Here is a 19,728-nt window from a genome sequence, read left to right on the forward strand (position 1 = left end):
AAACAAATTCGGAGAATTACAAATTCAAAGAAAAGTGCCGGGGTTAAAACTTTCGAAAGTTTTAACGCATGAGGGTATGACATGCCGGAAAAAAAACGCCGGGGCGCGTGGCATCCCGCAGGCAGTTTTTCAAGCCGGGGGAGGGGGGCACGGCTTTCTCATAAAAATATAGAGCTAAATTTCAGATAGTTAAAAAATTACTTATATGATTTTCTCATCTTCTTCATATAAAATTTATTCTGCGAAGCATATTTTCGAATTTATCCGTACAGTCAGTGAATTTTTCGATTGCGGCCTGAAAATTGGAAATACCGACTGCGCGAAATATTTTCATCGCCAGGGTGCGGAGAATGCCCATGACCTGAGCCTGATTTTTGTCTTTCGCTCTCACTTTGTCCTCCTGAAAAGTGACATCCCTTATCCAGTTGTCAGATTCAACGCCCCAGTGCCCCCGGATCGCCGTCAGAAACTCATATTGCAGTTCATCCTGCGATTTTCCGATTTTTTCATTGGTTATATAATAGGAGATTTCCTCCGTGCAGCCGTTCCCGGAAATATTACAGGTCATCCGGGTTGCCACGATCAGAGTCCTGATCCCGCTGTCATTCCAACGTTCTGCCACAGGCACATTTTCCATATCAAAGAATTCGGCGAACCGGATTTCGATCCGTCCGTGACCTTCGTCCGTACTCGCCTGAATTCCCAGGGACTCACCCTCTTCCGCCAGCGTTTCGCACCGCTGTCTCAGTTTCGGCTGGTTGTCCTTAACCTGTGTGACATATGTGCCGCCCGCAGAATTAATCTGCGATGTTGTTTCGGGATTGCAATGAAGAGCGTCCGCCGTGACCTTCCCTTTTTCAAGTCCCGTTTCTTTCAGGAACTGACGTGCCGTTGTAATTTCGTCGTCTCCCGGGCCGGACATAGCCGTCTGACCGAGAATTGTCCGTGTCGTATGGGTCACTCCTGCGAATATGCGTTCGCTTTGCCCGCTGTCCGGATCGGCGGTGCCGCGGAGTGTTTTGCCGTCAACCGCGACCCATTCGCCGTTTGTGTCACATTGTATACGGACTCCGAAAAAAATTTCTGTTGTCTCACTGAGTTCCTGCCAGTTTATGAGGGACAGCAGACGGGGAAGGTGGGCGCGTGACACCGGTTTCGCATCGGACATTCCGGTTATTTCACGCAGCCATCCGATCTTATTTTCAATATATCTTTGGATACTTGAAACTTTCGAACGGCCTGCCATGACTGCCAGGGCGACCACGATGATTACAAATATCAGACTGTGACGCTTGCCGCGATTGTCACGAGGGTCTGTGATCACGGAACTGAGCACAGTAAGAAACGAAAATATCCGCGAGGGATCACCGGCAGGACTTTCATTTTTCATGATTTTACAGATCGGAACACACATGATTTTCTCCTCTCTTTAATAAGTATCTGCTGAATTTTTCTTTCAACAGATTAATCCATACCTTGCCATACCTCCGGCAGGGGACTCCGATTTTTCGAATTTAAGAGGTTTTTAATGATTTTTACAAAATTTTTGGAAAAAAACTATGTAAAATACCTTTTTCCGGGCAGACCTCTCCTCTCTTCGGAATATGGGATTCCGGCTCGGAATAAAATCGAAGCTTCGAAAAGTCTTTTAAAATCAGGCCAGTCCGAGTTCTTTCATACTTTCTTCTTCTATTTTGTCAGCAAACCACATCTGAAGAAACTTTTTAAGATTGTAAGCCGTCTGACACAGCACGGACCATATCCTATGCCCTTTCAGTCCGTGATAAGGACTTTTGCCGAAGCCCCTGATATTCTTGGCAACAGCAATGAACCCTTCCGTGGCGGAGCGCGCACTGCGGCAGAAGTCACGTCTGTCTTCGGCCACGTCGGTGCCGCGTCCCATAAAAACGTGAGCAACCTCCGGAGGCGTGTTCCCGATATTGGCCTGACTGCGGTATCCGAGGTCAGTGACAACTGTGCCGGGACACTCCCCCGTCCGGCTTATGAAGAGTCCGAGGGTGTCACCGTAAAGGGTCTTATCCCCCGGATTTCCGATGAAATTCTCGGCGGTGATCATAAAACCGGCCCGGCTGAAAGTCATTTGCACCGTGGTCCCGAACTCGCATTTCGGATGACTCTTTCCTTTTTTAATCGGCCGGGCGTCGGGATCATCAAGGGAGACGATCCTATCTTTTATATGCCGCTCGCCTCTGAGCTTCTGTGCTGTCTGTTCTTCAAGGAGGTTCAGGAGATTAAGAAGATTACAGGCTTTGTTTCTCCGCCTGTCCGAAGTTTTCAGATATCTGATCTTTTCCTGAAAAATTTTCAATGCGGGAACAAACAGTTCGTCAAATCTGATCAGCCATGTCGCCCGGTTTCCTTTTTTATCCAGGCCGAATTCCCGCCACAGTTTTTTCAGAAGAGTGTCATCCCACCAGAAGGAAATGTTGTGCAACCGGCAGAAAGCTCTCAGTTTTTTAAAAGCTTTGTAAATCAGCTGAACATCATTCGGATAAATTATGTCACTTTCCAAAACAGTCGAATCGATCAGCGCCTCATCTCCCCGGATGACGCCGGCACGAAGGAGCATTTCAAAAATTTCATTCTCAATGAGTGCGGCGCCTTCCTCACCCAGACGTTTTCTGAAAACACTGAGCGAGGACGGATGAAGAAAAGTTTGCAGACCTTCGTCCGGAACATTACAGAAATACTGAATATACCGATTTTCTTTCACCTGTCTCACAGCCTCACGGTCACTCAGTCCGCGGAGCCGGGAAACTGTCAGGAGGGCGGTCATGGTTCGGAGAGATTTCCCCACAGCCCCCGCCGTTCTGTCATAAAAAGGTGTCAGACTGTCAATTATTTTTTCCCACGGAATTATTTTCCGCAAAACAATAAGTTCATGAGCCGGTTCTGTGATGTTTTTTTTAATCCGTTCCGGGGAAAATGCCTCTTCAAATTTTTCTCTGATCATTTCATTGCCTCCTTATTTACAATTTTGTCAGAAATTACGGCTGAGGGTCTCAGAGCCTCTCAGATCAAAAATTCAAAAGTACCATATAACAATATGGAAAGGCAACAGATAATAGAAATTCAGCAGATACTAAGTAAGGGGGTTGCACAGATTTTTTTACTGCGAAATCTGTGCTAATCTGTTTTTGCCTGCGGTTCGGGGCGTTATGATCACCGAACGGAGAAATAAGCAGATGTCAGGCCGCATTCGCAAAAATGCCCGGATCCGCATGCACAAATGTGAACACATCACCCGCCGAGATATTTATCTCTCCGAGGTGTTCCCCGGGATCACGGGGTTCGGGAAGCGGATCACCGTCCTCACAAAGCCCCTCCAGATGAAAGGCCAGCGCATCTTTCATGTTTTCCAGTGTCTCCTCAAGGGTCTTTCCTGTTGTCACGCACCCCGGAACATCGGGGCTGTATGCGCTGAAATTGCCTTCACCTTTCTCAATCACAACCATGTAGTATGCCATAATGATTCCCTCCTATCTGTCCAGTCCCGCCTGTTTCAGAACCGAATTCAGTGTGCCGGGTCTGACATCATCCCCGGGATGACCTGAAACAGTCACTTTCCCCGTTTTTTCAGGATGTCGGAACTGTCTGTGAGAGCCCCGGGTTCTCACCATCTCCCACCCGTCGCTTTTAAGCAGCTTTAAAAGTTCTCTTATTTTCATGGATACTCACATTACCCCTGTTCAAGCTTGTCCGCCTGACCTTCGAGGTGTTGGACAAATTGCCAGTGTTGCAAATCCGTCAGGTGCTTGTGAGAGGTAACGCTGAAAGCATTAAAAAGTCTTTCTTTGACTTCGGGGCCATCCATTTTGAAGCCGAGAAGCGAAAGCAGTTCTCTTTCCCGTTTATAGAGAACAGGTCTTTTAGGAAGCTGGTTCTTACGCGCCCAAGCTTTTTTACATCTGCCAGCAATAGTATCATCATATAGCTTCTGTAGGTACTTTATAATTTTAGGAGCGCATTGTTTAGGCCATGTCCATATAATTGTCCACTTATTATCACCTTTGATACCAAAGTCCCTCTTGAAATTTATGTACATCACAGGATAGGCACTTTTACCAAAACGTTTCTCTCTCTCCTTAGCGAGCCTGTTGAACAAGGTCTGAATATTCTGTTTAAGAAGCGGATCAGCGCCAATACTGTCAGGAGGAGGTAATATCGGCGGAGATTTCGGTGCTTTGTAGTTGATTTGAGTAAAATCTCTGCCGATATTATACGCACCATTACCGGAGGAGCTTTGAGACACTACGGACCCGCCATCAGTGACATTTCCGCCAATTTGAACATTGCCATTCCCGGAAATACTTAAAGCGGGACTTTTTTTCCGTCCTTTCTTAAACTTAGGATGCTTTGTTATGTCAATAGGCTCTTCCTTATTCTCCTCAATAGCCTGTTCTAATGTCTTTTTTAAATCGTCAGTCATTAATTGCCCCTTTAGTTAAATACTGATACAAGGTCTCTTATTTTTCCCTTTGAATTTTCCTCGCCTTTCCTCAATTCCTCACGTAAGATTTTTGCAACCGCCTCACGCTGTTTCGGGTTCAGCAGATATCCTGTTTCCTGTTCGACTTCCCGGATGATCTGTACCGCCTTATCTATAGAATGAACTGTATCCTGAGTGTCAGTTGTTTTCACCCCCAACAACTGCCTTCCCAATATCAGAAAGTCAGGCAGTGAGTAACCGCACTCGTTCGCAATTTTTGAATATATGTCAATCTTGGCCTTGCGCTGCCCGCTGAGAATCTGACTCAAATACGATGCGGATATGCCGATAGCGTCTGCTAAGACCTTCTGGTTGAACCCTTTTTTATTTTTCACGGTGTGTTTTACCGCTGCATAAAAAAAATCATTTTCAAGCATTTTTCACCCCCTCTGTTAAAAAACTCCATGATTTTATTATAATAATATCAATTAATGAAAGATTTGCAATAGCAAAAAAATTACAAATATAAGAATAATTTATTGACAGCAAATATTTTATTCGCTATATGCAAATTTAAAAAATTAAGGAGGTATAAATTATGAAACACGGAATCCAAAAGATAATCGCTGTAAAAGCGGGGCTGAGTCAGCCTTTTTTCTGTCAGATTCTCAGCAGAAAACGCATGCCGTCATGGACAAGTGCCAAGCGGCTTGCTGAAGTTACAAATACCAAACCTGAATTATGGCTTGAAGGTACAAGCGCAGAAATAAAGAAAGCCCTAACTGAATCATATGCGGATTAAGTTTAAAGGAGGGAACGTATGAATAATAAAATCAAATCACCGTTTGCAAAATACAGCGGTGTTCTGGATCTCGGAAACACGCCTGTTGAATGTTATGTCTTGGACACCCTGAAACGGGTTATTAGTCTCAGAGCAGTCTTGAAAGCGATTGCGAATATTGAAGGCGGTGTCGTGGAGGATTATATAGGTGTAAAAGCATTAAAACCCTATATAAACAAAAGGTTGATCGTGGAGGAAAATATCAGTTTCACCATCCCTGGAAATCCCAAAGCAGGCAAGGGGATCACCTCGGATAATTTCCTGAAGATTTGCAGAGCCTATGTCAGTGCGCTTTCAGACGGTAAGTTAAAAACAGAGACGCAGAAAAACATAGCCATCCGGTGCAGCATTATCCTGAGTGCCTGTGCGGAAGTCGGTCTCATTGCCCTGATTGACGAGGCCACAGGCTATCAGCACGCACGCGGGGAGAATGCGTTACAAGTCACGCTGAACACCTTTATTGCAGAGGAAATGCAGGCATGGGAGAAGGTCTTTCCTGACGAACTGTGGGAAGAGTTCGGAAGGCTGACCAACTGGCAGGGGCCTCTGCATTCGAGACCGAAATACTGGGGAAAGCTTGTCACCCAGATCATTTACAACACCCTCTCCCCCGAAATTGCCAACTACCTGAAACACAACAGACCGTCACGCTCCGGGAAACATCATCAGTGGTTCACACGGGATGTGGGACTCAAATCGCTGATCCCCCATATCTGGCAGATCATCGGCATTGCAAAAACCTGTGACACCATTGAGGAACTTCGGGAACAGGCAAATTATCAGTTCGGCGACGGAAAGCTTCAGATGCGGATGAATTTTTGAAGGAGGTAAGCAATGTCTAAGAAAGAAACATACAAAGAGATTATGAGATGCTTTCCGAGAAAGGAAGACAGGAAGCGAGAGATCCGCAGGCTTCGGAGGCTTCAAAAAATGAGCAGTGACAAAGAGGTGACTTCGAAGATTGATGAATGGGTTTCTGATATTCGGAACGCTGAGAGGATGTGTCGCTGAACAGCAAAAGGAAAAAGCTGTCTGCCGAACACACGGCAGACAGCCGACACAAAATGAAAAACCTTCGGCAAAAATCCGAAGCGACCTCTTTGTAATAAGAAAACTCCGGATTTGTCAAGCCGTAATTATAAAAGGAGGCAGGATTATGAAAAATATGCAAAATGATATCGGAAGCCGTGTTGTCAGGTGCAGACCGGGAGACATGCTTGTATTTTCAGGAACCGGCCAGACCCAGGATATTCAGATAGCTGTCACAGACCGGAACGGACAGGACATCAGTGAAAAATCCTATCTCATCCGGATCACCAAAAATAACAGACCCCAGATTCTCACCAGGTGAAACAGACAGAAAGCAGCAAAGCTTTCAACGAATTAAAACCCGGCAAGCCAGTGAAGGCAAGCCAGCCTGAAACAGCCAGCCGGACGCAGGGACACGCCATCCGTGTTCCCTGTGTCCGGCTTTTTTTGTTTTCAGGCAAAGGAGGGATTTTTATGACACAGGAACCAGAATGGCGGTCAGAGGAGAAGATCGGAACGCTCCTGAAGGAGAATAGCGAATTCAGGGCAAAGCCTGAATATCCGGAGAGATATTTTGCGAACCAGGCCGGTAAGGTCGGAAGTGCTGAAAAACAGAAACAAAGGGCTGAGTCCCTGCAAACTTCAATAACAGAGGCACTCACACAGATCCGTGTCTGCGTTCAGGACATTGAGACCATCACCGGCGAGGAGATCACGCACAAGGAGAAAAATGCGGCCCTGTGGCTGGTGACAAAGCGGCTCATGCGGCTTTCCCGGTTTTTGGAGATGGCTGATGCAGGCGAAATCCCGTTCTGAGGGAGAAAAAAATGCAACAATGGTTCAGGAAGAAAACAGCGGCCCGTTACTGCGATATCAGTCCGAAAACGCTGCAAAAATGGTTCGAGGCCGGGCTTCCGCATTTTCGGGTGGGCCGGGTTGTTTTGGTAAAAAAGTCCGATCTTGACGAATTTATTGAGCGCAACCCGGTTCGCAAACATGAGATAGACACTGTTATTGATGATGTGATGAAAAACGACAACTGATTTCTGAAAGCCCGTGTCCGGAAGGCAAAAGCCCCGTCCGTATCAGGGTTCGGACAGGGCTTTCAGAAAAACTGTCTGGCGGGCCGGGTAGTTCGCCGGACACAAAAAAGGACGCTGAAACTATGAAGAAGATAACGGAAAAGAGCGGAATTGTCAAGCAAAATGACGATTTTCAGGCAGTAAAAGCGAAAATTGATATTGTATCTGAATCTGAATCTGAGAAAGGATATTGAAGCCATGAAGACAAAGAAAAAAGCGAAAAACAATTTTTCCAGGGCGGACTTTTTCAGAACGCTCTGGCAGTACTGCGAAGGAGGGGACGCTGATCTTCGGGCATTTCCCTCGAAAAGAACGGAACTGGTCCCCTCTGACAAACCGGAAGCTGTTGACAAATTTTGTGCTGACAATGATGCCGACAATCTTTTTTTCGGTGTGGCGCTGAGGCGCGGCGGAAGAACCAAAAAACATATCACTGAAATCCCCGCGGTATGGTGTGACGTGGATTACAAAGACACTCCCCGGAAAGCGTTTATTGAAAAGTCAAAACATTTTCCTTTCAAACCCTCTGTCATGGTTTTCTCAGGCGGAGGTGTCCATCTGTATTGGATTTTACAGGAACCGGTCACGCAGGTTGAAATCGGACAGGTCGAACTCATAAACCGTAAGATTGCCTCTGCCCTCGGGGGTGATATGAATGCCACGGATGCCAGCCGTATCTTACGCATTCCGGATACCGTCAACCGGAAACCGGAGCGGAACAATGCCCTGTGCAAAGTGGAACGAATTGACAATTTTGCCTACTTTCTTGATGATTTTGATGATCTGGCAGAACCGGACACGGTAAAAACCGTATCAGACAAGGACACAGACTATGATCCCGCGAAAAAAAACAGACGGGCGGAACAAATCATGCAATGTGCATTTATGGCACATTGCCAGGCGGACGCGGCCACGCTCCCGAAAATCCAATGGTATGCCATGATCAGCCAGCTTGTACGGGAAAAGGGAGGGGTCAGGCTTATCCATGAACTGTCACGACCTTACCCTGCGTACTCGGCTCAGGAGACAGACTCAAAAATTCTTCACGCACTGAATGACACCGGCCCTCTCACCTGCAAGCGCATCAGGGATTTGTGGGACTGCGGAAAGGACTGCGGTGTGAAGTCTCCGGCCGCACTGGCACATAAGAAGGAGGCGGATGACAACATCCGGGAGCAGATTCAAAAGCTGAATGAAAAATACGCGGTGGTGATGCTCGGAGGCAAGTGTCTTGTGATGCAGGAAACCGTCAACCCTATTTTGGGGACTCCGGATGTTGTCTTTTCAGCCCTGAAGGATTTTAAAAACTTCCATGCGAACTGTTTTGTCCGGGGGCCTGACAACAAGAAAATCAGTCTCCCGGGTCTCTGGATACAGTCAGAAGAGCGGAGGCAGTACAGGGACATTGTCTGCGAACCGAACGGAACACCGGACGGATGTTACAATCTCTGGCGCGGTCTGGCGGTCGAACCGGTGCAGGGGGAATGGTCAGCTTTTAAAAATCATATTTTTGAGGTCATCTGCGATGAGGACAGAGACCTTTTCAGGTGGGTGCTGGCGTGGATTGCCGATCTTTTTCAGAATCCCGGGGGGGAGAGGCCAGGAACTGCGATTGTTCTCAGAGGAGGCCAGGGAACCGGAAAAGGAACCTTTGTGGAACAGATCGGGAAAATTTTGGGAAAGCACTATCTCCCCGTGGCAAGTCAGAGCCAGGTCACGGGAAGATTCAACAACCATCTGAAGGACACTTTCCTGCTGTTCTGTGACGAGGCTCTGTGGGGCGGAGACAGGAGCAAGGCCGGGGTTCTGAAGAATCTGATCACAGAACCGATAATCATGATCGAGGCAAAGAACAAGGACGCGTTTCCCCTGAAAAACCGTGTCCGGATGATCATGGCTTCAAATGAGGACTGGGTGGTTCCCGCGGGCATAGATGAACGCCGTTTTGCTGTCATGGATGTCTCAGACCGTTATAAAAAGAACTACCCCTATATTGAAAAGATAAAGGATGAGATGAAAAACGGGGGCCGTGAGGCCATGCTGTATGATCTGCTGAATCTGGACATTTCTGACGTGAATCTCCGGGAAATACCCAAGACAAAGGCTTTGCTCGAACAGAAGATCAACAGCATGAACACGGTTCAGAAATACTGGTATGACCCCCTGGCTGACGGCGAGGGCGACACCATATGGGAAAACTGGGTGAAAAGCGATGAACTCTATCAGAATTATCTGATGTTCTGTGACAACATCGGACAGAAGAAATATCGGGTTCTGAAGCCCATGTTCGTCAAAGAGATGAAAAAACTCTGTCCGAAAATGACACTGTCACGACCACGCGCCGAGAACCAAGTGAGAGGGTACAACTTTCCGTCACTGGAACACTGTCGGGAAATGTTTGAGAAGTTTATCAACATGCCGCTCGACTGGTATGAGCCGGAAGATAAAATCTTGTGACGTTTTGCCCGGCTCACCCGGCTCACCCGGCTCAAATTAATAATTTCAATATGTTATAAAATAGCCTTACCCGTCTCATACCCGTCTCATACCCGTCTCAGATTATATTTATATTAATTTAATAATAAAAACAAAATATTAAAAATGAGACGGGGGGGTGAGCCGGGCAAAACAGACAATGAGACGGGTATGGTATGGTTATAACTATCTGAAATAAAAGGAGTGAGCCGGGTGAGCCAAATGAAACGGGGTTTTTTGACAAAATTTCTACAGGAAAAAAACGGAGAAAAAAAAATGAAAATATCATTTGATGATCTGATGAAAGATTTGCCGGAAAAGAAAGAGACCTGTTTTTCTGACAAAGCCCTTTCGCCACAGCCTCCGGCTCCCGAACCCCTGACCTTTCCCATTGATTTGGCAAAGCTGAAGCGTCTGAAAGCGCAGTGGCGGGCCGAGGGTTCCGTGGAACCGGAAGCAATCTCGCAAGCCGGGAAGTGCCTGGGCATCCCCTGCGATGATGTGCGCTATGAAAATGACGGATTTCTGCTTTTCTGCGGTCATTTGGAAAAGGCGGTCATTGATCTGCCAAAGTGTCCGAAAGGGAAATGGAAACGATGAAGAAAAAAGTCAGATATCTTTTTGAACCGGTGACAGCGCCGCAGATGCGCTATATATGGGGACTGGCAAAAGGAAGGACTGAGCAGCTTTATGAAATGTGTGTCCGCCTGACTGGGTTCCCGTCTGTGTCTTTTCTGTCAATGCAGGAAGCCAGCTATGTCATTGAAACTTTGAAAGGCCCGACCCGATGGCTGAAACCCCCTCCTCCCAAAACAGCGGAGCAGATCGGCGGGGACACAACCGCCATGCCCTCTTATGGTCAGATGGTCGGGATCCGCAAACTTGCGCTTGAGACGGGATGGGACAAGGAACACCTTAAAAGCCATATTGAACGGCAGTATAAGACCGCTTTCAGGAGCCTTGACCGGGAACAGGCGCGGGGCGTGTATGCGGGACTGGTGAATATTCGGACTTACCCGGATAAAAATGAACTGGAAAGCGGTCTGAGAAGGGCTTTGAGATGATCTGCCGAAAATGGGATTGCCGGTATTACGACGGATGCCTTGAAAAACACAGTCTTGACGGCGGGCCGGATGATTTTTGCAAAGATTGCGGCCGATATGTCAGAATCCCGACAATTGACATTGTGGGATTTGACGACATTGAAAGTTATTATTTTTTGCTGGATGTGATCTTTTCCGGGCATGTCCGGGGACGGACAGATGACAGCAGGGGACTTGTGAAGGGTGTGAAAACCGAAAAAAAGAAGGAGATCAGGGTTTTTCTGAAAGACGGGACAGCAAAGCCCCTGCTGTCAAAATTCCTTCGGACAAAATCACAAAACAATGAAGGACTGTACAGGAGCGAGGTTGTCAGCTTCTTCAGTTTTCTTGGCTGTTCCGATTATGAGGGCGTGACAGGGAACGATTTTGAAAGATACAAGGCGCATCTTGGCACAAAGGGACTGAAACAAAGCACTTTGAAAACCAGAATCAGAGTCTTGAAAAGCTTTTTGTCATTTGTTGAAAAATCTGAAAAAAAAGACATGGAAGGCGGTCTGAGGAGGGCTATGAAATGAAGTGTCTGAAATGTGCCAAGCAGTTTAAGGCATCACGGCGTGATGCGGTGTTCTGTTCTGACAGATGCCGTGTCGCCTACAACCGGGACAAAAAGCGTAACAATCATGTTACGGATAATTCATCAAAAATAATCATGTCCCTGTGCGATTTCACCGGGAACTGGTGCGAACCGTACCGAAAGGCGGGATACACAGTCAGACAGGCTGATATTAAGACCGGCTGCGATGTCCGCACATTGAAATTTCCGGGTGAGATATACGGAGTGCTGGCGGCACCTCCCTGTACCCACTTTGCAAGATCAGGCGCAAGATGGTGGAAAAGCAAGGGTGAGCAGGCCCTGCTTGAAGCTCTCGGCATCTTTGACGCGTGCTGCCGAATAGCCCTTTTCTGCAATCCGGTTTTCTGGTGTTTCGAGAATCCGGTCGGCAGGCTGTCTCAGTATGTCGGAAAGCCGAAATTCACATTCAACCCCTGTGATTACGGAGATTACGGGGAAGCCTACACCAAAAAAACATGCCTGTGGGGAAAATTCAATGCGCCCAAACCGCGTAACCGGTTGGAACCGGTCACAACTAAGACAGGACACCATTCGATAGATGAATTTTATATTCATCACAGAAAACGGGTCATAGGCAGCTTTGAAAAGCGGGCATCCGCACGGAGTGAGACTCCGAAAGGCTTTGCCCGGGCTTTCTTTGAGGCAAATCGTTAAATCTTGACTGGCTGTGTGGAAAGTGGGAAAATAAAATGAACTGATTAAGAAAAGAAAAGGAGGTTAAGGTGTTTCACGGGAAAAATTATTCAGATGGCAAATGGAAGGTCATGTGTCAGGAGATATCAGATGATGCAAATCTGTCACTGACACAAATTCACAGCGGACTGACGCATAAACAGGCAATAGAACTGGCGTACAGGAAAAATAAGGAGGACGGAACAAGAGAAACAGAAGCTTTTTGCCCGATAGACCGGAAGGATTACAAAATCATTTCTGTCTATTATGTTGAGAAAGATAAATAGGAAAATTGAATTCTGATTTTCATTTTTTTATAAGATAATCAAATTGAAAGCTCAAACTTGAAAAAAACGATGCAAAACAGAGGAGGGGAGAGATGACTTTTTTTAAATGGTTACAGAATCAGTCGGAACGTGATGACATGATAGGTGATCTTGCACGGGATGTGCGGTTGGATAAGACATTTCCGAAGAGCAGTAGTCTGGAAAAAATTAGAAATCACCTTGAATCCAGCGGTGCATGTGAGGGAGCAGTCAGCGCATTGGAAATGGCTTACACTGAATGGCATCCTTCATATTTGCCCAAAAGTACTTTACACTTTTGGTGATTTGAAAAAAAGTCCATTTTTTTTCAATCTACAAATTTTGTAGCTAAATAAAAGTAATATTTACAAATAGATATTGTAAAATCTACAAATTTTGTAGTTTTTTACACACTTCAAACATGATTAGCTAAAATTAACTACAAAATTTGTAGTTTTTTTTGTAATAGGTTGTTTATATTATAAAAATAATCAAAATTATCATGAATTAAAAAAAACATAAAAAATTCATTTTAGCTGAAAGTGTAAACTACTAAATGAAGGATGCCCACTGAATTCAGTAAAATAAACCTAAATCCTGAAGAAACATCGGTTTCAAAAGAGTATTGAAAAGAGCTTTACAAATCAGAATGTTGTAAATTTTATTTTTTCAAATCAGTATGTTAAAACAAAAAATCCGCTTGACTGTCTGACAGAAAACCGGCTATGTTAAACCCTCCTGAAACCACATTTAAACAGCGGTTTAATGCTGTTTGCAAAAGAGATTACAAAAGAGGGGGGTTATTCGTAAAATGAGCTGGCTTGACACATCAGAAGGCAGGACCCTGTCTGACAGCTATCTGAAAAAATTTGCAGGAAAGAGCAGTCAGAAAGTTTACCGCTCCGAAATCAGGCAGTTTTTTCAATTTTTTTCCGGTGATCTGTCGGAACTGACAGCCGGTGTTTTTGTTCAGTACCGGGAACACCTGAGCCACAGATCAAAAAACGCAACCGTGAAGCGCAAATTTTCAATGCTGAACGGTTTTTTCAAATTCTGTGAGACGCAGATACCCGGTTTTCAGTCTCCCATAGGCCGGAATTATGGTGATTTGCAGGCGTTCGGCGATTCCGATTATGCCGAATCCGAAGCCTTTGAACACCATATTGACGGATGGAAGGAGACCCTGATCTGTGAATCCACAAAAGAGACATATTCGGGGCATGTGAGGCTTTTTTTCCGATGGTTCGGGAAGTATCCGAAGGAAGTGACCCAGGCGGTTCTTGTCGCGTACCGTGACCATCTGCTCAGGGAGAGAAAACTGAAGCATTCGACCGTGTGGAACCGTTTTGTGGCCATGAACGGTTTTTTCAAGTTTCTGGCGGCCCGGTCACGGAAATTTAAGAATCCCATGAATTTCAAAGGGCTGAAGCTTGTGCCCCCGCGAAAGGACACAGGTTATTATTCTGTCCTTTCCGAAAAACAGATCAGAGCTTTTCTTGACCAGCCGGACACATCCGAACCCGCGGGGATCAGAGATCATGCCATGCTCCGGCTGTTATGCACATACGGACTCCGGGCCGGGGAAGTCTGCAAGCTCCGGTTCGGTGATCTGGAACCGGAGCGTGTCGGGGGTCAGCAGAAAATATGGGTCATGGACAGGAAGGGACAGATCGGCAGGCGTGAGAACACGGCCATCATTCTGAACGGTCCCGTGCTGGCAGCCGTTGACATCTGGCTTGACTGGCTGAGGCATCGGGGGGTTCATGCGGACGCGCTCACACCGATATTCCTGCCTTTCCATCATGACCGGAAGGAATTACGGATCCGCCTGAACCGGAAGCGGGCCATGGAAAAAAAGCCGCCGACCGTGCAGACCGTTGAAAACATTGTTGCCCGGTACGCGGACAGCGCCGGACTGAAAACCGGGGCATCCCGCGTGGTCTCTCCCCACGCGCTCAGGCATTCGGCGCTTACCATGCTGGCCAGGGAAGGGATCAAGCTCATTGATCTGAAATACCTTGCCGGTCATCAGGATGTTTCCACCACCATGATATATCTGCACGCGGTGCAGTCTTATGATGACCATGTGGGTCTGCACAGCCCCGTCAACCGGTGAAAGTTTTAATTCCCTCGGAAAAAGTTTTAACCATTTTTTAAAGTCTCTGTTTTCAGCATGTTACAGGGATATTTATTATATTTCCCAAAATAACGGATTTCCCCAAAAATAAAATACCCGGAAATGTGGAAATGTGGAAATGTGGAAATGTAGGGTGGGTGGAGCGAAGCGGAACCCACCTTGTGCGGTGGGTTCCGCTTCGCTCCACCCACCCTACGTTTTTGTATCGGGTACATTCTTTACCGTGAAAATGCATTCTGAAAAGCCGGGTTTTTTATCTGAAAATATTTTCATAACCGGGGGCGAAAAACCCGGCTTTTTCATGAGCGTTTATTTCGAGTTCCCTTATACAAATTTGCGATCCGCTGACTTTAACTGATTATTTTCACCATCAGCGGAATGGCCACAAAAGACCCCAGCGAACTGCCCAGGTTTGTAAACACCACAACCAGAAGAATCCGGGTGACTTTGTTTTTCCAAAATCCTTTCACGGAAAGGATGTCCTCCGCAAGACTTTCAAAATCCCGGACTTTTGGTTTTCTTGAAAATGCTTCCACCAGCCCGGAGACCCATCCTGCCGCGATCATGGGATTTAAGGATGTCAGCGGGGCAGCCAGAACCGAAGACAAAATCGTGAGGGGATGCGCCAGAGCGATAATCGCGCCGATACCTGCCAGCACGCCGTTTGCAACGATCCACAATGTGATCATATCTGTCCCGGCCTTGGTTCCGCCCCAAAAAAAACCAAGAATGAACAGTAGCAGAATGGCTGCTGGAAAGCCCCATTTGAAAATGCCGGATATTTTCCCTGTGGGCGGAATTTCTTCAAGCGCCTTTATATCCATATCGGTTTCCCAGTATTTCTTTATGCCGGGTACATGACCCGCGCCCACAACTGCCACAATTTTATTTCCAGGAGCGGTTTTTATCTTATGGGAAAGATATTTGTCCCTCTCATCAATAAGAATTTCCCTTAACGCGGGAAATGATTTTCCCACATCCGCAAGGAGCATCTCAAGGATGTCCTCCTGCTTCATTTTTTCAATTTCTTCTTCGGTGATGTCATCTATTCCCCCCACCATGGATAAAATAAGCTGAAACAAAATTTTAAGCTTGTCCCACAGCCCCATGATTCGCCAGGTTCTTGATAACGTGACCCGAATGTCCCGGTCTGCAAGATGTATCTGAGCATTCACAGCCTCAGCGCTTTCAACAGCCTTTATCATTTCTTCTCCGGGATTGACGTCCAGCTTTTCAGCAATACGTTTCTGAAATGACGCGAGAAAGAGATTTGAAAGCAGGAGAAATGCCTTTTTCTCTTTAATTACCTTAATAATATCCATCTCCTGCCATCGGTCCTTTTGCCGGACAGACTGAAATCTGGACTCACACAATTCCACACAAACTGTATCAGGTTTTTCTTCTTCGATAACACGAGTGACCAGTTCCACGCTTTCTCTGGACACATGAGCAGTGCCCAGGAGTATGACTTCTTTATCTCCGATATGAAGCTGATCTATATTCTTCTTGTCTGTTGTCTGCATTTAGTATATAGTTCCTTAAAAAAAAATAAGGTGTTAAGGTATTAGGATGTAAGGTGTCAAGTGTCAGAAGTGTAAGATGTTGGTATTTTTTTATGATCGAGACTCACAACAAAGCATGAAAAATCAGAGCAAATTAAAAACGCTCGATAATTATAGGGGTCACGGGCAAATAAGGAACCTGATCATCCAAAAATTACAACTCACAACTCACAACTCACAACTTTCCATTTTTCACTTTCATATTATATTTATCATATCAAATAAAGCAAGAGGAATCAGGAGGAAATATTTTTTATAAATGAAAAACAAAATATTATCAGACAGTGATGATTATTTATTAGAAAATGAGCCTTATTATATTGAAACCGGGGATGAAATCAGCATATTCAAAGCTGCTTATGAGGCAAAACTGCCTGTGATGCTGAAAGGGCCTACTGGTTGCGGCAAAACACGATTTGTGGAACATATGGCCTGGCGTCTGAAGCGTCCCCTTGTCACAGTGGCCTGTCATGAGGACCTTTTTGCATCTGATATGCTCGGACGTTATCTGTTGAAAAATGATGAGACTGTGTGGAACGACGGTCCCCTCACCCGAGCGGTGCGTATGGGAGCCATCTGCTATCTTGATGAGATTGTGGAGGCCCGCAAAGATACCACGGTTGTTATCCATCCGTTGAGCGATGACCGGAGGACCCTTGCCATTGATAAAAAAGGGGAAATCATACACGCACATCCTGATTTTTTGCTTGTGATTTCTTATAATCCCGGGTACCAGTCTGTCCTGAAAGACCTCAAGCAGAGTACTCGTCAGCGTTTTGTTTCCCTTGACTTTAATTATCCCGAGGCGGAAAAAGAGGCTGAAATTGTTTCCCGGGAAGGGAATATTCAAATGGAAACTGCTCTCAGGCTCGTGTCTCTTGCAGGAAAAATCAGAAATATCAGGGAACATGGACTCACAGAAGGGGCCAGCACCCGTCTGCTGATCTATGCAGCCCGGCTGATTGGAAATGATATTCCTGTGCATGATGCATGCAGATCAGCCATATGTCTCCCGCTGACAGATGACATGAAATTGCAGGAAACCCTGAACGAGCTGATTGATGATATTTTTTAAGCGTCGGGGATCCTTTAGGCAGTGTTCCAAAACTGGGTAGTGTTTCAAAACTGGAGCTGAAATTTTTAACCATTTTGAATTAATTTAGGAAATATCGGCTCAAGTCCAGTTTTAAAACACCACCGCAGAGACAAGGCGTGCCCTGTCTCTGCCATTTACTATCTGTTTTTCTCGTGGTGAATCACATTTTATAAAACATAGAGCAAGGCATGCTTTGTCTCTGTCATTCGCAATCTGCTGCTTTTTTTGTGGAAGTCACATGGTGATAGCGTTCAATAATCTTCGGAATTTCCCCCGAATCATATCCTTCTTCCATAACCTGGCTAAAGTGCTTCAAAAATTTTGTCATTTTCATATGTTTGGCAAAGGCCAGATGGTTCGGGGTTAATCCCAGCGGTTTTTTCAAAGCTACAAATTGATCTTTATTTTTCAGCAAACATGGGTCGCTATTTATGATCATCTTCAAAGCTGCCAATCCCGGATTAACGACTGCAACATCAGCTCTTCCTTTTAATAACATTCGCAAAATTGTTATATTTGTATCAGCTTCCATAAGCGAAAATATTTTGTTGGCTGATTGTTCGAATTCTTTTCCATGACTCGCTCCCCGGATTTCACTACCGTACACTTTTTTTAACTATTTTTAATTATTATATAAAGACGACCATAGTTGGTTTGAAATTTAAATAACTGTTTGTTTTTTAAATTTTTTTAAGATTCACCATCGGCTGTTTTTTCTGAGTAAATATTACTCATCTGAGATTATGACACAAAAAAATCTTAACAGAAAAATATAATAATGGTATGACAGCTTTCAGAAAATAACAGATAACAGGGAGGCTGTCATGAGCGACAATGTGAACAGATATCGTGAGATCAGAAAGGCTTTGGACAATATGTATCCGAAACAGCCGAAGGGAAACGAGGCCCGGCGCCTGAACACGCTGGCCGCGATAATCAGCGGCATCACGGGGAGCGGGAGCTGCCAGCTTCCGAAAATTGCAGGCAAAGTTCCGGATGAGAACGCCGCGCCGGCGAGTGTGGAAAAGCGTATAAAACGTTGGATTTCCAATGACAGCATTGAATCTGAAACATTTTTTCTGCCGTTCGCACAGGCGCTGCTGATCAGTCTGGGACTTTCCGAAATTGTGCTGGCAATGGACGGAAGCACGGTCGGCCGGGGATGCGTAACCCTGATGATCAGTGTGATTTATAAAAAACGTGCCCTGCCCCTTGCTTACACGGTGGTCAGAGGTAAGAAAGGTCATTTCCCGGAAGAAAGCCATGTCGGACTGGTCGGGGAGGTTGCCAACGTGATACCGGAATCCGCGCAGAAGGTTATTTTTCTTGGTGACGGAGAGTTCGACGGTGTCGGTTTGCAAAAAAATCTGGCCGAACGGGGATGGCTGTATGTGTGCCGAACGGCATATAATACCAAAATTTTTTGGGACGGAGAGGAGCATCGTCTTAATGTTCTCGGTGTGTTCACGGTTCCGGACAGCTATCGGTACATACGCAATGTTTTGTTCACAAATAAAAAATACGGACCGGTGACGGTTGTCGTCTGGTGGGCGAAAGGAAATAAGGAACCGATATATCTGGTTACGAATATGAGATCGCCCTGGGAAGCCTGCCAATATTATTCCAAACGGTTTCGTATCGAAACATTTTTTTCCGACCAGAAAAGCCGGGGGTTTAATATTCATAAAAGTCATATTTCCGACCCTGACCGGTTGCGCCGCCTTATGATCGGAGCGTGTCTTGCCTACATCTGGATTGTGTTCCTGGGAACACTGGCAACGGAACAGGGCTGGGACAGAATTATTCACCGTGCCGACCGATGTGATCTGAGTCTCTTTCAATTAGGTCTGAGCCTGTTGGAATATTTTTTAAATTACGACATACCTGTTCCGGTTGCCTTTCAAATGTTCAATCCGACTCTCTAGTCATCAATCATAAACGGAACCTGTGTCACATACAATTTATAAAATAAAATCAGATTATTATAAAAAGTGTACGGTAGTGAACCCCGGATTTGTATAAGTTCTTTTCCTTCCAAATCCCCGATGTTCTCAAATTGAAAGGTGTTCTTTTGGGTTGTGACCAGAAGTGTCTCATCAATATACATCGGGTGTTCAGCATACTCGAATTTCTCCAGGCGCTTCGGCGTTTTTGCAAAACCAATGATACCGCCTTTTCCGCAATAAGCTTGGCGTTGCGCCCTTTTCCAAGGACGCAGACACACTTTGAAATTAATCTTCATTTTTTTACCAGCATATTTAACGATATCTATCAATATTCCATCAGGTTTTCCATCTTTAAAATAAGCTTTGGGCGGTTTATTCTCATTAGCAAACAAAATAATTGTTTCCGTACAGAAAACGTCTGATGCATGTATTAAACAACATATCAATATAAAAATC

At 45.6% G+C, this 19,728-nt stretch carries 25 protein-coding genes; 16 read left to right on the forward strand and 9 right to left on the reverse strand.

Annotated features, from left to right (window positions below):
* Positions 1-223 precede the first annotated feature (223 nt).
* From dnm_RS14800 to dnm_RS14825, 6 genes are all read right to left on the reverse strand, one after another.
* Positions 224-1,414 (reverse strand): ISAs1 family transposase, encoded by a 1,191-nt coding sequence (locus dnm_RS14800; RefSeq protein WP_207683401.1) that lies wholly within the window; start codon positions 1,412-1,414, stop codon positions 224-226.
* A 240-nt stretch (positions 1,415-1,654) separates the two neighbouring features.
* Positions 1,655-2,974 (reverse strand): transposase, encoded by a 1,320-nt coding sequence (locus tag dnm_RS14805; RefSeq protein ID WP_207683402.1) that lies wholly within the window; start codon positions 2,972-2,974, stop codon positions 1,655-1,657.
* Between the two features lie 235 nt (positions 2,975-3,209).
* Positions 3,210-3,488, reverse strand: coding sequence for a type II toxin-antitoxin system HicB family antitoxin (locus tag dnm_RS14810; RefSeq protein WP_207683403.1), 279 nt, complete (start codon positions 3,486-3,488; stop codon positions 3,210-3,212).
* Positions 3,489-3,500: 12 nt separating this feature from the next.
* Positions 3,501-3,689, reverse strand: a complete 189-nt coding sequence (locus tag dnm_RS14815) for a type II toxin-antitoxin system HicA family toxin (protein ID WP_207683404.1) — start codon at positions 3,687-3,689, stop codon at positions 3,501-3,503.
* A gap of 11 nt (positions 3,690-3,700) precedes the next feature.
* Positions 3,701-4,450: a hypothetical protein gene (locus dnm_RS14820; RefSeq protein WP_207683405.1), complete on the reverse strand. Its 750-nt coding sequence runs from the start codon at positions 4,448-4,450 to the stop codon at positions 3,701-3,703.
* A gap of 11 nt (positions 4,451-4,461) precedes the next feature.
* Positions 4,462-4,887, reverse strand: a complete 426-nt coding sequence (locus dnm_RS14825) for a helix-turn-helix domain-containing protein (RefSeq protein ID WP_207683406.1) — start codon at positions 4,885-4,887, stop codon at positions 4,462-4,464.
* Positions 4,888-5,048: 161 nt separating this feature from the next.
* On the opposite strand from dnm_RS14825, the gene dnm_RS14830 reads away from it, so the two are divergent.
* The 14 genes from dnm_RS14830 to dnm_RS14895 all read left to right on the forward strand — a co-directional run bounded on the left by dnm_RS14830 (position 5,049) and on the right by dnm_RS14895 (position 14,647).
* On the forward strand, positions 5,049-5,252 hold the full coding sequence (locus dnm_RS14830; protein ID WP_207683407.1) for a hypothetical protein: 204 nt from the start codon (positions 5,049-5,051) through the stop codon (positions 5,250-5,252).
* 18 nt (positions 5,253-5,270) lie between these two features.
* Positions 5,271-6,113 (forward strand): P63C domain-containing protein, encoded by an 843-nt coding sequence (locus dnm_RS14835; RefSeq protein WP_207683408.1) that lies wholly within the window; start codon positions 5,271-5,273, stop codon positions 6,111-6,113.
* 12 nt (positions 6,114-6,125) lie between these two features.
* Positions 6,126-6,302 carry a hypothetical protein gene (locus dnm_RS14840; protein WP_207683409.1) on the forward strand — a complete coding sequence of 59 codons (177 nt, stop codon included), beginning with the start codon at positions 6,126-6,128 and terminating at the stop codon, positions 6,300-6,302.
* Between the two features lie 145 nt (positions 6,303-6,447).
* Positions 6,448-6,642 carry a hypothetical protein gene (locus dnm_RS14845; RefSeq protein WP_207683410.1) on the forward strand — a complete coding sequence of 65 codons (195 nt, stop codon included), beginning with the start codon at positions 6,448-6,450 and terminating at the stop codon, positions 6,640-6,642.
* A 152-nt stretch (positions 6,643-6,794) separates the two neighbouring features.
* Complete coding sequence (locus tag dnm_RS14850; protein WP_207683411.1) at positions 6,795-7,136, forward strand: hypothetical protein; 342 nt, start codon at positions 6,795-6,797, stop codon at positions 7,134-7,136.
* Positions 7,137-7,147: 11 nt separating this feature from the next.
* The gene (locus dnm_RS14855; protein WP_207683412.1) at positions 7,148-7,363 is read left to right on the forward strand and encodes a helix-turn-helix domain-containing protein; all 216 of its coding nucleotides are present in this window, start codon (positions 7,148-7,150) and stop codon (positions 7,361-7,363) included.
* A gap of 237 nt (positions 7,364-7,600) precedes the next feature.
* Positions 7,601-9,859 (forward strand): DUF5906 domain-containing protein, encoded by a 2,259-nt coding sequence (locus tag dnm_RS14860; protein ID WP_207683413.1) that lies wholly within the window; start codon positions 7,601-7,603, stop codon positions 9,857-9,859.
* Positions 9,860-10,153: 294 nt separating this feature from the next.
* Positions 10,154-10,477, forward strand: coding sequence for a hypothetical protein (locus dnm_RS14865; protein WP_207683414.1), 324 nt, complete (start codon positions 10,154-10,156; stop codon positions 10,475-10,477).
* Complete coding sequence (locus dnm_RS14870) at positions 10,474-10,941, forward strand: hypothetical protein (protein WP_207683415.1); 468 nt, start codon at positions 10,474-10,476, stop codon at positions 10,939-10,941. Before dnm_RS14865 ends, dnm_RS14870 begins: the two co-directional genes overlap by 4 nt.
* Positions 10,938-11,495, forward strand: coding sequence for a site-specific integrase (locus tag dnm_RS14875; protein ID WP_207683416.1), 558 nt, complete (start codon positions 10,938-10,940; stop codon positions 11,493-11,495). The genes dnm_RS14870 and dnm_RS14875 overlap by 4 nt, the downstream gene beginning before the upstream one ends.
* Positions 11,492-12,208: a hypothetical protein gene (locus dnm_RS14880; RefSeq protein WP_207683417.1), complete on the forward strand. Its 717-nt coding sequence runs from the start codon at positions 11,492-11,494 to the stop codon at positions 12,206-12,208. Before dnm_RS14875 ends, dnm_RS14880 begins: the two co-directional genes overlap by 4 nt.
* A 68-nt stretch (positions 12,209-12,276) precedes the next feature.
* Complete coding sequence (locus tag dnm_RS14885; protein ID WP_207683418.1) at positions 12,277-12,513, forward strand: hypothetical protein; 237 nt, start codon at positions 12,277-12,279, stop codon at positions 12,511-12,513.
* Between the two features lie 92 nt (positions 12,514-12,605).
* Entirely contained in the window at positions 12,606-12,836 is a 231-nt protein-coding gene (locus tag dnm_RS14890) for a YozE family protein (protein ID WP_207683419.1), read from the forward strand.
* 506 nt (positions 12,837-13,342) lie between these two features.
* A complete protein-coding gene (locus dnm_RS14895) occupies positions 13,343-14,647 on the forward strand; it encodes a tyrosine-type recombinase/integrase (RefSeq protein WP_207683420.1) in 1,305 nt (434 codons plus the stop codon).
* A 371-nt stretch (positions 14,648-15,018) separates the two neighbouring features.
* On the opposite strand, the gene dnm_RS14900 is transcribed toward dnm_RS14895, so the two are convergent.
* Entirely contained in the window at positions 15,019-16,191 is a 1,173-nt protein-coding gene (locus tag dnm_RS14900) for a TraB/GumN family protein (protein ID WP_207683421.1), read from the reverse strand.
* Positions 16,192-16,489: 298 nt separating this feature from the next.
* Between dnm_RS14900 and dnm_RS14905 the strand changes: the two genes are divergently transcribed.
* Positions 16,490-17,305 carry a CbbQ/NirQ/NorQ/GpvN family protein gene (locus dnm_RS14905; RefSeq protein WP_207683422.1) on the forward strand — a complete coding sequence of 272 codons (816 nt, stop codon included), beginning with the start codon at positions 16,490-16,492 and terminating at the stop codon, positions 17,303-17,305.
* A gap of 223 nt (positions 17,306-17,528) precedes the next feature.
* On the opposite strand, the gene dnm_RS14910 is transcribed toward dnm_RS14905, so the two are convergent.
* Entirely contained in the window at positions 17,529-17,858 is a 330-nt protein-coding gene (locus dnm_RS14910) for a transporter substrate-binding domain-containing protein (protein ID WP_207683423.1), read from the reverse strand.
* A gap of 292 nt (positions 17,859-18,150) precedes the next feature.
* Here dnm_RS14910 and dnm_RS14915 point away from each other — a divergent pair, with 292 nt between their 5' ends.
* Positions 18,151-19,251, forward strand: coding sequence for a transposase (locus dnm_RS14915; protein WP_207677902.1), 1,101 nt, complete (start codon positions 18,151-18,153; stop codon positions 19,249-19,251).
* On the opposite strand, the gene dnm_RS14920 is transcribed toward dnm_RS14915, so the two are convergent.
* Positions 19,248-19,664 carry a transporter substrate-binding domain-containing protein gene (locus dnm_RS14920; RefSeq protein ID WP_207683424.1) on the reverse strand — a complete coding sequence of 139 codons (417 nt, stop codon included), beginning with the start codon at positions 19,662-19,664 and terminating at the stop codon, positions 19,248-19,250. The two genes, dnm_RS14915 and dnm_RS14920, sit on opposite strands and share 4 nt — an antisense overlap.
* Between the last annotated feature and the right edge of the window lie 64 nt (positions 19,665-19,728).

The sequence above is a fragment of the Desulfonema magnum genome (assembly GCF_017377395.1).
Taxonomy (GTDB): Bacteria; Desulfobacterota; Desulfobacteria; order Desulfobacterales; family 4be13; genus Desulfonema_C; species Desulfonema_C magnum.